Raw genomic sequence first — 13,070 nt, 5'->3', positions numbered from 1 at the left:
CAGCCGACACCACGGCGGATCGGGCTGGACACACCCTGACCTTCTCGGCGGCCGGGCCTCAGGGCGCGCTCGGAGCCGGTTCGGCAGCCGGGTAGTAGATCTCGCGGCGCAAGCGTTCCAAGTCCGGCGCCGCGGAAACCGACGGTGGCTCGTACCGATCGCTGTCCCTTCCCCAGAGCGCCACATTCGTGATGTTCGTGTAGATCTGCGCGTAGTCCTTCCTCTTGCCCGAGAGGCCGGGAAGCACACGGATGAGCCCGGGGATGTAGCGGATCACCGCCTCGAGCTGGGCGCGATGCTCCGCCACCTGGCGCTGCACCTGTTCGACGGCTTCGCCACGGGTACACCCGGACTCGTGACGGACCGCCCGCACCAAGTTGTAAGGGACTCGGTCGGCCTCGTCCTGATCCAGCCCCACCAGGTCGTTCTCCACGAAGGTCACCCAGAAGGCGAGTTCCTCGAATCGACGGATCACGGGGTGATTGCGCAGCTTCGAGGGCAGTTCTCCGTCCTGGTACACCTCCATGCAGGCGAGGGCGATTTCGATCCCACTGGTCGCGATCCGCAACGGCAGGTAGTCGGCCGTGGTGGGAATGTAGCCGTTGATGCGATGGTGCGCTTCGCGTTCGGCGGCTTCGAACCACTCCTCGAGGCCGTCGAGGAACCGGTCCTGCCAGCGGGTGCTCCGGCCCTCGCGCAGACGCGGCCACAAGCTCGCCCAAGCCGTTGCGATCGCGCCGGGGCGTGACGGCTTCTCCGGGTCCTGGCGGACCATCGCCACCATGCCGCGCCTCAGCGCGGTGACGGCATCTGGGTCGGTCAGCTGTGGATCCTCGAAGAGGTCGTCCCAGATCAGGACCAGTACGGCCATACTGTAGGTCGTCTGTTCACGTGCCGCGTCGGCTCCCGGAGTCAAGGTTCGCGCCGGGAGCTGAATCGCTCCTGTCCACCGGTGATAATCGGCCTCGGCCGGTGTGCGGGCGAGCCCGGTGTCCACCAGCCAGCTTCTCAACCATTGCGCGATGTGCGGCGGGAGTCCACTTCCGTGAGGTCGGGGTGGCTGCGTCGACTGCGGCGCGAGCGCGGAACCGGTCGTCCGGCGGTCGAGGATGGACCGGACGTAGGCGATCATCGCGCGGCGGGCGCGTGGGTCGACGGGCACAGCGGCAAGTCGGCCGGACGCCTGGTCCATGAATCCGTCTGCCGTCGACCGTGCTTCGTCCACGGCGCCGGAGGCGATGACGAGTTCGTGGGCGCGCGCGGCTTGCTCACGCGTCATCGCTCTGCGTAGCAGTCGGACAAGGTTCGCGTCGCGGGCTGCCGCGCGGATCACGGGAAGTGTGTAGATGCCCGCGGGCAGATCCGCGTTGACGGGCTTGCCCATCTCTTCGGCGGTCGAGGTCAGGTCGAAGATGTCGTCGTAGAGCTGATAGGCGAGCCCGAAGTGCCTGCCGAACAACGCCAACGCCTCTTCTGCTTCCTCTGGACAGCCGGCCTGCATCGCGCCGACCCGGCATGCCAGCGAGAGCACCGCCGCCGTTTTACCGTCGATCGCGTCCAGGTAGGACTGCTCGCTACGGGAGGCTACGTAGAGGTCGGCGGCCTCGATCACCATGCCCGCGCACATCTGCTCGCCCGCCATCGCCCCCGCCAGGACTTCCCGTCGGCCGAGTTCGGCCAGCATGCGCACGCTCGTGAGCATCACCGAGTCCCCACCCAGTACCGCCATGTGCGAACCCCATACCACGTTGGCACTGGGGCGGCCGCGACGCTCGTACGCGTGATCGACGACGTCGTCGTGGTAGAGCGAGCCCAGGTGCAGCAACTCCACGGCAGCGGCGGCGCGCACCACTCGGTCGTCGGCCGGGTTCATGGGATCGGTGAGCAGGTAATACGACAACAGGGTCAAGGTGGGACGGACCAAACGGCGGGAGGTGTCCGGCCCTTCGTCGGTGAGTGCGGTCAGTTCCGGCCTGCCCTCTAGTCGAACAGGTCCGAGAATGTCACGGACGCGGTCCAGGTCCGCATCCAGATGCGGGAAGACAGCCGAATCGATTTCACGTGGCACGAGTGCACTCCTGACTGGTCACATCGGTCATCTGCAACACCATCGATCAGTGGCATTGGACCCCATTTCCGCGTGGAATATGTTGGTATCGGCGGATTTTGGTGGCACGGCCAGGTGGTCGGCGCTGGATGCCGGGCGTCGTCGCGGTCGAGTGTCTCCCGGATCGGTTCGCGGCGGTCGGTGTCGGCTCGCGTCGGGAATGGGGGGTACGTTGACGCTGTCGGAGGTGGCCTGGCGGGGATCGGAGCGCCGTCGCCTGGAACGGACCAAGAGATCCGGCCCCGCCTCGCGGATGCGAGACGGGGCCGGGCCGGAGTTCATGAAGCCCGATGCGCCCCGCCCTGCCGATGGCTGCACGATCGCACCGCGGTGGCCGGCCGCGCCTCGGATCATCGGCCCGAAAATGTTGCCGGGCCAGGCGCAACGATTCGAACCGTTGCTGCCGAGACACAGCAGGGCCGTCCTTCACAGATTCTTCGCACGGGCTCCACCGCTGTTCCACACTGCGCTGGCACGCTTACGCCATGCAGGTCGACGCCGATTCCTTTCTCTCCGGATCTTCCAGGCGGTGGGTAGCCCACTACCGGAAAAACCTCGATCGCGACTGGCAGATCCCGTGGAGCAGCGGGACCGCACTCACCAGCGGCGAGAAGCAGCGGATCGCGGCCTCTATCGCGGAGTTCCAGCGAGGTGAAGCCTCGGAGGCACAGGACTACCTGGGCAAGAGTTCCGCCTTCAGCACAGTGGCGCGCGATCCCGACTTCCACGCGGCCTCGATCCTGTTCGTGGCCGAGGAGAACGCCCACGCCGCGTTGCTGCTGCGATTCATGCAGGAGACGGCCATCGCGACGCGACAGCACTCGTTCTCGGACGTCGTGTTCCGGTGGCTACGCTCGATCGGGGACCTGGGCTGGTCGAGCCGAGTGCTGCTGATCGCGGAGCTGATCGCGCAGGACTACTACCCGTGCCTGCGCGCCGCCACGAACCACGCCGCGCTCCACCGCATCTGCGACAAGATCGAGTACGACGAGAAGGCGCACGTCCGCTTCCAGACCGAACGGATCGCCCGGCTCGAGGCAGGACGATCCGATCCGGCGGTCGGGCTGCGTCGCGGGCTGCAGTCCGTGCTCCTCTGCGGCGCGATCGTCGTGGTCTACCTCGAGCACCGCCCGGTGCTGCGGGCGCGGCTGAGCTTCGGGAAATTCGCGACGACGGTTCTGCGACGTAATCGCAGAGCTCAGAGAGCAATCAATGCAAACCGACGGTGCATGTGAGCGGACGCGGTAACGCCCGCACCAGCGGTGCATACTCACACGACATCGCAGCAGTGCGCGAATCGCTCTGACGGCTGAGCATTCGTCTGCGATGCTTTGCTACGAAAACGGCGCGCTCACCAAATCCTGCCGATCAGGGGGCAGCGATGGTCGCACAGACGCATCGCAGAATCTGCACACTCGCGGCCGGCAGCGTGCTCGCCGTTACCAGCGTCACCGGCACCGCCACCGCCCAACGAGATCCCGAGCCACCCCAGGTGCTCTGGTGGGATCGCGCCATGCACGCCGCGGACTGCACAATGTTCGCCGGTGCACATCGACCGCCACGGACAGCAACTGCCGATTGCGATTCGATCGGAGCGGCGCGAACAGGCCGACTCGGAGCACAGTTACCGCCAACCGGTGGCGCATTGCAGGGCGAGGCTGGAGGTTCCGAGGACGAGGGCGAGGATGCCGCCGAAGATCAGGGGCCGATGACCCGCGGTGCGGAAGCGCTGCCGCGTGAGGGTGGTGCCGATGGCGGCCAGGACGGCGGCGATCAGCCAGGCGCTGAGGTGCCCGAGGGTTGCCGTCCACGAAGGTGGGACCACGCCGGTGGCGGCGAGGGCCGATGCGGCGAGGAACAGCACCACGAACGGCGGAACGGTGCGCCACAGTGGCGTGGGGTCGGCGTCGCGCCTGGCTCCGAGTTGCAGCCCGACGCACATCGGGATGATCGCCAGGCTGCGCACCAGCTTGACACTGACGGCGAAATACGCCGCAGAAGAGCCGTAGGCCACCCCGGCGGCGGCCACCGAGGAGGTGTCGTTGATGGCGGTACCCGCCCACAAGCCGAACGCCTCCTCGGACATGCCGAGCAGGTGGCCGAGCGGCGGATAGACCAGCACGGCGACGACATTGAAGACGAAGATGGTGCCGAGAGCGTAGGCGACCCGTTCACGGTCGGGTTTGATGACCGCCGTGGCGGCGGCGATCGCGGAGGCGCCGCATATGGTGGTGCCCACCGCCACCAGGATGGCGGATTCCCGGTCCAGGGCCAGCAGCCTGCCCACGGCCAGCGCGGCCGCTGCGCCGATGGTCAGTGTGCCCACCATCACGATCATGGTGCTCCGGCCCACGCTGAGCACCGCACCTACCGGTAACGCGAGACCGAGCAGGGCGATGGCGAGACCGAGCAGTCGCTGCTGCGCCGTCGCCAGACCGGGAGCGAAGCGCTCGGGCCGGCATCGGCGCGCGAACACGCCGAACATCGCGCCACCGCCCAGTGCGAGAACCGGCGCGCCGAGCACGGGCCACACGGTGCCCAGGACGGTCGCGGCGGTGGCGAGCCCGGCCGCCGCCGAGAGGCCGGGACAGTGGCGGCGAAAATGCGTCATCTACAGGACGATCGCGGCGTCCGGCCGGTCGCGGTAGCCCTCGTGAGGACAGCACCTCATAAGCCACGCTGATGGGGCGCGCGATGCGCGCCAGGGCCACCGGCTGATAATCGGCTCATGACGCTGCCGCCCGGAACGCCCGACCTGGAGGTGCTCGACCTGCTCGTCTCCGTAGCGGAGCTGGGCAGCCTCGGTGCGGCCGCGCGCAGGCACGGCATCAGCCAGCCGGCCGCGAGCATGCGGATCAGCGCCCTGGAACGACGACTCCGGCTCCGGTTGCTGGATCGCGGCCCGACCGGATCGACGCTCACCGACGCGGGGCGTGCGGTCGTCGGGCACGCCCGGCCCGTGCTCGCGGCGGCGCGGGCCTTCGGCGCCGGTGTGGCCGCCCTGCACACCGATGCGGTGCCACGCCTGCGGATCGCCGCGTCGAAGACCATCGCCGATCATCGGATACCGCAGTGGCTGCAGGCTTTACGCGATCAATATCCCGATGTGGCGGTGTCGCTCGAGGTCGACAACACCCGGCATGTCGAGGAAATGGTCCGCAACGCTCGGGCGGACATCGGTTTCGTCGAGGGACCGCACCCGCCGCCCGGCCTGGGCAGCCGAGTGCTCGGCACCGACGAACTCGTCGTCGTGGTGGCGCCCGGCCATCCGTGGGCGCGGCGCCGCCGACCGGTGACGTTGCGCGACCTCGCCACCACTCCCCTGCTGTGGCGCGAGCCCGGGTCCGGCACTCGCGACACTGTCTGGGAGATAGTGGGTGCGCAGTGCCAGCCGGCCCGCCCGGCCGCCGAACTGGGCTCGACGGCGGCCATCGTCGCTGCGGCCCGAGCCGGAGTCGCCCCCGCGGTGCTGAGCCGGCTGATCGCGGGCCCCGACCTGGACAGCAGAGCCCTTGTTGCGGTGCAGACCGAGGACTCCGTGGTGCTCACACGGAATTTTCGCATTATCTGGCGGCGGCAAACGCCTCCATCCGGACCTGCGGAAGCCCTGGCCCGGTGCGCCGCGGGTGGCGGGCGGCGCGGTGCGCGCGACTCGATCACCGGTTGACCACGAGCCCTGGCGTGGGGCGCAGCGTCGAAAGGGGTATCCCCAGTCGAACATCGAGGTTCCTACTCCCGTATCCGAACCCATGGAGAGTAGTTATTTCACGTTGCCGCCAGGTCCTCGGATGTCGACCGCAACCACCGGACCACCCGTTAGGAGTTGCGGTTGACCATCGTCACGGGATCGAACAGACGGACAGGTCGCATCCGCCGCGGCCGACGCGTTCTGTCCGATGAGCGCCGATGAGTTTCGAATGCATAGGAGGTCTACTCGGTCATGAGGAAACTGATCTACGGATTCAGCGTGTCCCTGGACGGCTACATCAACGACCGCGACGGCGGCATCGACTGGACCGACCCGGACGAGGAACTGCATCAGTTCCACAACGACCGCTACCGCGATGTCGAGGTCTCACTGCACGGTCGTCGCCTGTACGAGCTGATGGCCGGCTACTGGCCGCACGTGCCCGAGGACGCGCCGCGCATCGAGCGGGAGTTCGGCAGGCTCTGGACGGAGAAGCCGAAGGTGATCTTCTCCCGGACGCTCACCGATGTCCACTGGAACAGCACGCTGATCAGCGAGAACGCGGTCGAGGAGGTCCGCAGGCTCAAGGCTGGAGGTGATGGCGTCATGGAGGTCGGTGGTGCGAGCCTCGCGGCCTCGCTGATGCCACACGGGCTCATCGACGAGTACCAGCTGTTCTTCTTGCCCGTGGTGCTCGGCGGCGGCACACCGCTGTTCCCAGCGCTGGACAAGCGCGTCCGGCTCCGATTGGCCGAGACAAGGCACTTCGACACCGCGGTGATGCTGCGCTATGTCGCCGATTGAGTTCCGTTCGAACAAGTGAGGACACATCGGTGATCGGCTGGCAGCTTTGGTGTCGTCAGGGATTCGATCGACTGCCCCCCGAAGGTGGCCCGCGAACGCCAGATACGGGTCGCCGTGGTGTGGCCGCAGGCTCAGCCCGCGGGATGGCCGCGTACTCCCCGGCGGCGACCGGCGGCGACACGTATCGCGCCGCGAGCAGGTCGAGGCTCAGGCCGGGCCGCAGCTCACGCCGCCGGGTCGAGAGCGCACCGCCGCCGCTGCCTTCAGCCTGCGGAGCCCCCGGCTCAGCAACGAGTTCTCCCACAGGCTCGGTGGCGTGCGTTCGGGATCCATCAGTTCGTTCTCCGCCAACGGGCTGTCTTCGCCCTCGACGGTCCCCGGCTCGAACCGCACCAGAGTCCGGCCGCTGCCGCGCAACGTCTCGACGGTGCGCAGAAGCGACGACGTCTCGGCGAGTACGGCGTCGAACTTCGCGGGTTCGGCATCGAGATGTTCGCAGATCAGCCTGCGCCGTACCTCGAGAATGGTCTCCCGCAGCAGGTCACCGTCCGCGGTGGCGGGGGTGACCTCGACCGCCAGGTCGCATTCGGTGTCGAATCCCATCGAACGGTTGTTGAGGTTCGACGATCCCACCCGCAGCAGCCGGTCGTCCATCACCAGCACCTTGGCGTGGACGTAGACCGGCGCACCGGCCGCGGTGACGGGGTAGTAGACGCCGAACCGGTTCTCGGTATCGGCCTTCCACAACAGATGCAGCAAGCGGCGGCGGGCCCCATCCATCGCCTGTTGCTCGAGCCAGCCGTCGGCGTGCCGCGGCAGCACCAGCACGATCTCCGGACCGTTCGGCTCACGAAGCCGCGCGGCGATCGCCTCGGCGAGCGTGCGCGAGGCCAGGTACTGGCTCTCGATGTACAGCGACCGCGTGGCGCCCGCGATCGCCGCCAGATACAACGCCTCGACTTCCCGGACTTCGACGCGATCGGCGAGTTCGGGGAGGGTGCGCGCTATACCCACCTCCACCGACTCCATCGTCGGCTCCAGCCCCTCCGGCCATGGCGTGTCACCGGCGATCTCGTCGACCGCGGCCAATTGCTGTCCCGTCGCCGCCTTCCACCGGGCCCGGGCCAACTCGCCGATCGCCTTCGCCGCTTCGCCGTCGACGGCAGTGGTCGCGTCGTGCCATGGTCCGTACCGGTTGCCGTTCGGCTCGGTTCGGTAGTGATCGTCGTCCCGATGGTCGCTGGTGTCCCAGCGATCGACGGTCATATCGATGCCACCGCAGAACGCGAGCGCGTCGTCGATCACCACGATCTTCTGATGGTGCGCCGAACCGACCGGGTGCGCGCCATCCATTTCCAGGTGCAACCGCCGATCGGTCATCCAATTGATGACGAAGATCGGTGTCATGCCACGGCTGATCGCCGCGAACGCGCCGACATTCCACTTCAGCAGGTAGATATCGAGATCCGGTCGCTGTTTCGGCAGCCAGGAAAGGAATTCACCCAATCGATCAGGCCCTTCGAGGGTCTTCTCCTGGGGTTCGAACTTGATCCGGGTATCGAAGTCCCAGCCGATCAGCACGATGCGCTTGCGCGCCTGCAGCATCGCGGACTTGGCATGGCGGAAATAGTCCGCCGCATCGACAATGCACGCCAGCCGATCGGCCCGTGCGATCTGCCAGCAAGTGTCGCCGGGGGTGAGGATTTGTTGCACGTCGCTCATGTGTAGTCAATTCTCTCGTCCAGCCGGACACCCGCCCGCAGGTGAACGATTCACAGTACTGCGCGGTGGCTTCGACCCGGCGCCGAGCCGTCGTACCAATCCCTCAACCCGCTGCCGAACGCGCTGGGTCGATGGCAAGCCTGGAATCGACCGGTCTGTGGCCGACACGCACGACCGGCACCGACGACATGCCTCCCGCCGCAACGCCGCCGCCGTCCGCGTGCACCTCGTGCACGCCTCGGTGCGACAGCTGCCGAGTTTCGGCGATCCGCTCGATGCCATCCTCGCCGTCAACTCCGTGGGGTTCCGGCCCATCCGGTGGAGCAGCGTCACCGGCTGCGCGGCCTGCTCCGCCCCGCCGGACGCATCGCGCTCGTCAGCCAGCCCCCTGCCCTGGCGCTACCCGGGAGACCACGGTCCGAGCTGCCGAAGAGCTCCAGGACATGCTCACCCACGCCGGCTTCGCCCAGCTCCGCGTCGAAACCCTCGACCTCGACCCGCCCGTTGCCTGTGTGCCGGCCGTCAACCCGACCTCATAACCGCCACAGCTATCCCACCAGCCCCGATAGTGCCGAACGCGGGAAAGTTCCGCCGCTGTGGCCGGCGGTCAGCCGGTTCGGCCGCTGGTGACGATGACGTCGCGAACGCGTGCCGCCCGATGGCCGGTCATCGCAGCGGTCGGTGGCCGAGGGTTCGACTCGGCGCCCCGCGCGGCGGCTCGTGAGATTCAGCCGCGCGGGTCGGGTTCGACTGGATTCCGCCCGGGACGACGCACGGACCAACTGAGAGAAAGCCGCCGGAACTTGCTCAGTGGATCGGCAGCGTCGGCGTGTAGCGAGAGGTGGCGCGAAACTCGCTCGGACGCATGCCCCGGTGCCGTTTGAAGGCCGCGCTGAAACCGAAAGCATCCGCATAGCCGACGGCCTTGGCCACCTGCGCCACGGTGAGAGTGCCGTCGGAGAGCAGTTCCTCCGCATCGTCCATCCGGCATTCGGTGAGGTACGCCAGTGGCGACCGCCCCATCACCTCGGTGAAACGCCTCGCGAACAGGGCCCGCGAGACGCCCGCATGAGACGCCAGGGACGCCACGGTCCAGCCGGCGGCGGGTTGCCGGTGCATCGCCTCCAGCGCCGGCCCGACCACCGGGTCGGCCGGCCCGCGATACCATCCCGGGGCCTCGGCGGCCTCCTTGTCGAACCAGTCACGCAGTGTGCACACCAGCGCCCAGTCGAGCAGCCGGTCCATCAGCGCCTGGGCTCCGGCCGGCCGCGCGGCCGCGTCCGCGGCGACGGATTCCATCCAGGCGCATACCTGCACGTCGTCCGACACCACCAGCACGGGTGGCAGCGCGCGCAGTAGCCGTTCATGGCGCCGACCCGAGGCCCGATAGGCGCCGACGATCAGCGCAGTCTCGCCGGCCGGGTCTTTACCCCACCTTCCGCCTCGCAGACCGGCTTCGCATTCCGCGTCCGCCGCGAAGCAGGCGACCTCGTATTCGTCGTGTGGCAGGTCGACCGACTCAGGCCGGTCGGCGAGCAGGAACGGTTCTGGACCACGCACGATCGCGGTGTCTCCGGCCGAGATCCGTTGCTGGGCATCGTCGGAAAGCAGCAACGTGCCACCGCCCCGCAGCACCGTCACCATGGTCAACGGTGCACGGTCGGCGAAGCGGATGGTCCATGGCGCCTCCAGGACGGCGTGGGTGAGTACGGCTCCTTCGGCGCGGATGCCACCCAGCAATTTACTCAAGGGATCCACTCCACGAGGATAGACGAACTCCTATCGAATGTAGATCTTTACCCATAGATCGTCCACATGATCGGGTGTGGAATGGAAGCCGACCGCACAACCGATCGTCCGGAAACCGGACCGCAAGGGAGGACCCCGTGCCGAGCCACCCCATCGAGGACGCCCCGGCCACTCGCACCGCACTGGTCGTAGTCGCCCACCCACGTCCCGACTCGCTGACCGCACATATAGCCGGGCTGACCGTCCGCCGGCTCACCGCGGCGGGCTACCGGATCGACCTGCTCGATCTGCACGCCGAGCGATTCGATCCCCGAATGACGGCCGCCGATCTCCCGGACTGGAACAACCGGGACAAGACCTACTCCCCCGAGGTCGAGAACCATATGCGGCGCATCCTCGCCGCCGATGTCATCGTCGCGGTGTTCCCGGTGTACTGGATGCAGACACCCGCGATCCTCAAAGGCTGGATCGATCGCGTATGGAACTACGGATTCGCCTACGGCCGCAGTAAACCTCGGCTCGCGGGCAAGCGGATGCTGTGGCTCGGCCTGGCCGGCGCTGCGGACGACGACGGAGTCGTCGAGCTCATGCAGCAGGCACTGAGCACACAACTCGATGACGGAATCGCCTATTACTGCGGCCTGACGCAGTCGACGGTGGGACTGCTACCCGGAGCCGAGGAGAAACCACAGCGCCTGGACGCCGACGGCAATCTGCTGCTCGACGACGCGCTCACCGGCGCCGCGCGCGACGCCCACTTCGCCGCGTTGAAGGACCGGGCCCTGCGCTTCGTCGACGATTTCCTCACCGACGATCGCATACCGGCCTGAACTTCACCGGAGACCGCGCGTCACGACGCCGGGCCGCGTTCGATGAGCCCGGACAGAATCATGTGGATCGCGGCACCGCGAACAGCCGCCGCGATCCACATGGTTCCGCCGACGAAATCGGACGGCCACCGGCACGCACGACTACGACTCGTGCTCGTCCCCGGCGTATCGGGCACCGAACAGCCTGCCGCGCAACAGACTTACTCCGCCGCCACGCGATACAGCTGCCGATGGTCGGCCCACGGACGCCGACGCGCCTCCACACTCATGCTCGGGCGCCGGGCCGGGCGACGAACACCCGCTCCAGCAGTGCGTACAGACAATCCCGGTCCTGGTCGCTGAGCCTGTTCAGGCCGTCTCGAGTAGCGCGCATTTTCGCCCGGATCGTATCGATCACCTGCTCACCTTCGGGCGTGATGACGAGATTGGTGACGCGCCGGTCGGATGTGCTGGTCTCCCGGCGCACGAGGCCACGCTTCTCCAGCCGGTTGATGATCCCGGTGACATTGGAGGCGTCGCAGGCCAAGGTGTCGGCCAGCGCGCGCATCGCGACGGGCCCCCGGCGCAGCACGGTCAGCGCCTTGCCCTGGCTCGCTGTCAGGTTCTCACTCGCCGCCGCGGCGGTGAAGTCGCCGTAGTAGGCGCCGAGCGACACCGAGAGCAGCTCCATCAGCTGGGCCGTGTCGACGCGGAGAGCTTCTGCCATGACAGCCAGCCTATCCGCAGAAACTTGACTATCTCAAATATCTACCCCTAGCGTGTGGCCATTGCTTGAAGTTCTCAACCATCGAACGAGGAGTATTCAGTGATCGTCACCGCGTCCGACGCCGCTCGCACGGCCGAGATCCTGTCCCGGCCCGTCACGCTGAACGGCATGACCGTCCCGAACCGCATCGTGATGGCGCCGATGACGCGCATGTTCTCCCCTGGCGGCGTTCCTGGTGACGATGTGCGGTCCTATTACGCCCGCCGCGCCGCCGCCGGTGTGGGCCTGATCGTCACCGAGGGCACTTACGTCGGCCACGAGTCCGCCGGGCAGAGCGACCGTGTGCCACGGTTCCACGGTGAGGAGCAGTTGGCGGGGTGGGCGAAGGTCGCCGAGGACGTACACGCGGCGGGCGGGACGATCGTGCCGCAGCTGTGGCACATCGGCATGGTCCGCAACGAGGGCGACGCGCCCTACCCAGATGCGCCCGCCGTCGGCCCCTCCGGTATCCGCGTCGACGGCACCGAGGGCATCGGCAAGGCGATGACCCAGGGTGACCTGGACGACGTCATCGGCGCCTTCGCCGAAGCCGCGGCGGACGCCGAGCGCATCGGCTTCGACGGCGTCGAACTGCACGGCGCGCACGGCTATCTCCTCGACCAGTTCCTGTGGGCGCGGACGAACCGCCGTGACGATGCCTACGGCGGTGATCCCGTGGCCCGGACCAAGTTCGCCGCCGAGGTCGTGGCCGCGGTCCGGGCGGCCGTCTCGCCCGGCTTCCCGGTGATCTTCCGCTACTCGCAGTGGAAGCAGGAGGCCTACGACGCGCGGCTCGCCGAAACCCCGCAGGAGCTGGAGGCGATCCTGACTCCGCTCGCCGCGGCCGGCGTAGACGCCTTCCACGCCTCCACCCGCCGCTACTGGCGCCCGGAGTTCGACGGCTCGGACCTGAACCTGGCAGGCTGGACCAAAAAGCTCACCGGCAAGCCCACCATCACCGTCGGCTCGGTCGGCCTAGACGGCGACTTCCTCCGTGCGTTCACCGGCGAGGGCGCCGAGCTCGGCAGCCTCGACAACCTCCTCGATCGCCTGGAGCGCGACGAATTCGACTTGGTCGCCGTCGGTCGCGCCCTGCTCCAGGATCCGGAGTGGGCGTCAAAGGTCCTGGCGGGGCGGATCGACGAGCTGAAGCCCTACGACGCGGCGGCCCTGAAGACGCTGAGCTAAATTGTGCTACTGACGATGACCGATGACAGTGTGGGCTCGGGTTTTCTGTAGCAGCCTCTCATAGGGTGTCTGTCCTGCGAGGCCGCCGTGGGGACGGTGATAGTTGTAGCAGTCCTCCCACTCCTTCAGTTTGTCGTTGAACAGCCCGGCGTCATCGATGACGACGCCGTCGAGGAGGCGGTAGAACTCCTCGGCGTCGATGCGGTGGGAGCGCTCGACCTTGCCGTTGAGCCGGGG

The 13,070-nt window shown here is 67.7% G+C and carries 11 protein-coding genes; 5 read left to right on the top strand and 6 right to left on the bottom strand.

The window, feature by feature from the left end:
• Window positions 1–58: 58 nt before the first annotated feature.
• On the bottom strand, window positions 59–2,068 hold the full coding sequence (locus GVY64_RS32300; protein WP_201298254.1) for a polyprenyl synthetase family protein: 2,010 nt from the start codon (window positions 2,066–2,068) through the stop codon (window positions 59–61).
• 524 nt (window positions 2,069–2,592) lie between these two features.
• On the opposite strand from GVY64_RS32300, the gene GVY64_RS32295 reads away from it, so the two are divergent.
• Window positions 2,593–3,342, top strand: coding sequence for a hypothetical protein (locus tag GVY64_RS32295; RefSeq protein WP_159849732.1), 750 nt, complete (start codon window positions 2,593–2,595; stop codon window positions 3,340–3,342).
• Between the two features lie 389 nt (window positions 3,343–3,731).
• Here the strand turns inward: GVY64_RS32295 and GVY64_RS32290 are convergent, their stop codons facing one another.
• Window positions 3,732–4,718 carry a YeiH family protein gene (locus tag GVY64_RS32290; RefSeq protein WP_159849730.1) on the bottom strand — a complete coding sequence of 329 codons (987 nt, stop codon included), beginning with the start codon at window positions 4,716–4,718 and terminating at the stop codon, window positions 3,732–3,734.
• Between the two features lie 117 nt (window positions 4,719–4,835).
• Here GVY64_RS32290 and GVY64_RS32285 point away from each other — a divergent pair, with 117 nt between their 5' ends.
• Both GVY64_RS32285 and GVY64_RS32280 read left to right on the top strand, forming a co-directional pair.
• Window positions 4,836–5,774 carry a LysR substrate-binding domain-containing protein gene (locus GVY64_RS32285; RefSeq protein ID WP_159849728.1) on the top strand — a complete coding sequence of 313 codons (939 nt, stop codon included), beginning with the start codon at window positions 4,836–4,838 and terminating at the stop codon, window positions 5,772–5,774.
• 273 nt (window positions 5,775–6,047) lie between these two features.
• Complete coding sequence (locus GVY64_RS32280) at window positions 6,048–6,599, top strand: dihydrofolate reductase family protein (protein ID WP_159849726.1); 552 nt, start codon at window positions 6,048–6,050, stop codon at window positions 6,597–6,599.
• 207 nt (window positions 6,600–6,806) lie between these two features.
• Here the strand turns inward: GVY64_RS32280 and GVY64_RS32275 are convergent, their stop codons facing one another.
• Both GVY64_RS32275 and GVY64_RS32270 read right to left on the bottom strand, forming a co-directional pair.
• Window positions 6,807–8,321, bottom strand: coding sequence for a phospholipase D-like domain-containing protein (locus tag GVY64_RS32275; RefSeq protein ID WP_159849724.1), 1,515 nt, complete (start codon window positions 8,319–8,321; stop codon window positions 6,807–6,809).
• 807 nt (window positions 8,322–9,128) lie between these two features.
• On the bottom strand, window positions 9,129–10,079 hold the full coding sequence (locus GVY64_RS32270; protein ID WP_159849722.1) for an AraC family transcriptional regulator: 951 nt from the start codon (window positions 10,077–10,079) through the stop codon (window positions 9,129–9,131).
• A gap of 128 nt (window positions 10,080–10,207) precedes the next feature.
• Between GVY64_RS32270 and GVY64_RS32265 the strand changes: the two genes are divergently transcribed.
• Window positions 10,208–10,900, top strand: a complete 693-nt coding sequence (locus GVY64_RS32265; RefSeq protein WP_159849720.1) for an NAD(P)H oxidoreductase — start codon at window positions 10,208–10,210, stop codon at window positions 10,898–10,900.
• Between the two features lie 265 nt (window positions 10,901–11,165).
• On the opposite strand, the gene GVY64_RS32260 is transcribed toward GVY64_RS32265, so the two are convergent.
• On the bottom strand, window positions 11,166–11,606 hold the full coding sequence (locus tag GVY64_RS32260; protein ID WP_201298253.1) for a MarR family winged helix-turn-helix transcriptional regulator: 441 nt from the start codon (window positions 11,604–11,606) through the stop codon (window positions 11,166–11,168).
• Between the two features lie 99 nt (window positions 11,607–11,705).
• Between GVY64_RS32260 and GVY64_RS32255 the strand changes: the two genes are divergently transcribed.
• On the top strand, window positions 11,706–12,833 hold the full coding sequence (locus tag GVY64_RS32255; protein WP_159849718.1) for an NADH:flavin oxidoreductase: 1,128 nt from the start codon (window positions 11,706–11,708) through the stop codon (window positions 12,831–12,833).
• Between the two features lie 6 nt (window positions 12,834–12,839).
• Here the strand turns inward: GVY64_RS32255 and GVY64_RS32250 are convergent.
• Window positions 12,840–13,070 (bottom strand): integrase core domain-containing protein (locus tag GVY64_RS32250; protein ID WP_201298252.1); only part of this gene is annotated, 231 nt, incomplete at its 5' end.

The organism is Nocardia sp. CY41, assembly GCF_009829325.1.
GTDB lineage: Bacteria > Actinomycetota > Actinomycetes > Mycobacteriales > Mycobacteriaceae > Nocardia.
The sequence above is the reverse complement of the archived record's forward strand: the minus strand, read 5'-3'. Positions and strand labels throughout refer to the sequence as shown.

What these genes read in the sequence shown, in the direction of transcription:
- GVY64_RS32295 (WP_159849732.1), top strand. Translation starts at nt 2,593, where the DNA reads ATGCAGGTCGACGCCGATTCCTTTCTCTCCGGATCTTCCAGGCGGTGG.
- GVY64_RS32290 (WP_159849730.1), bottom strand. Translation starts at nt 4,718, where the DNA reads ATGACGCATTTTCGCCGCCACTGTCCCGGCCTCTCGGCGGCGGCCGGG.
- GVY64_RS32285 (WP_159849728.1), top strand. Translation starts at nt 4,836, where the DNA reads ATGACGCTGCCGCCCGGAACGCCCGACCTGGAGGTGCTCGACCTGCTC.
- GVY64_RS32280 (WP_159849726.1), top strand. Translation starts at nt 6,048, where the DNA reads ATGAGGAAACTGATCTACGGATTCAGCGTGTCCCTGGACGGCTACATC.
- GVY64_RS32275 (WP_159849724.1), bottom strand. Translation starts at nt 8,321, where the DNA reads ATGAGCGACGTGCAACAAATCCTCACCCCCGGCGACACTTGCTGGCAG.
- GVY64_RS32260 (WP_201298253.1), bottom strand. Translation starts at nt 11,606, where the DNA reads ATGGCAGAAGCTCTCCGCGTCGACACGGCCCAGCTGATGGAGCTGCTC.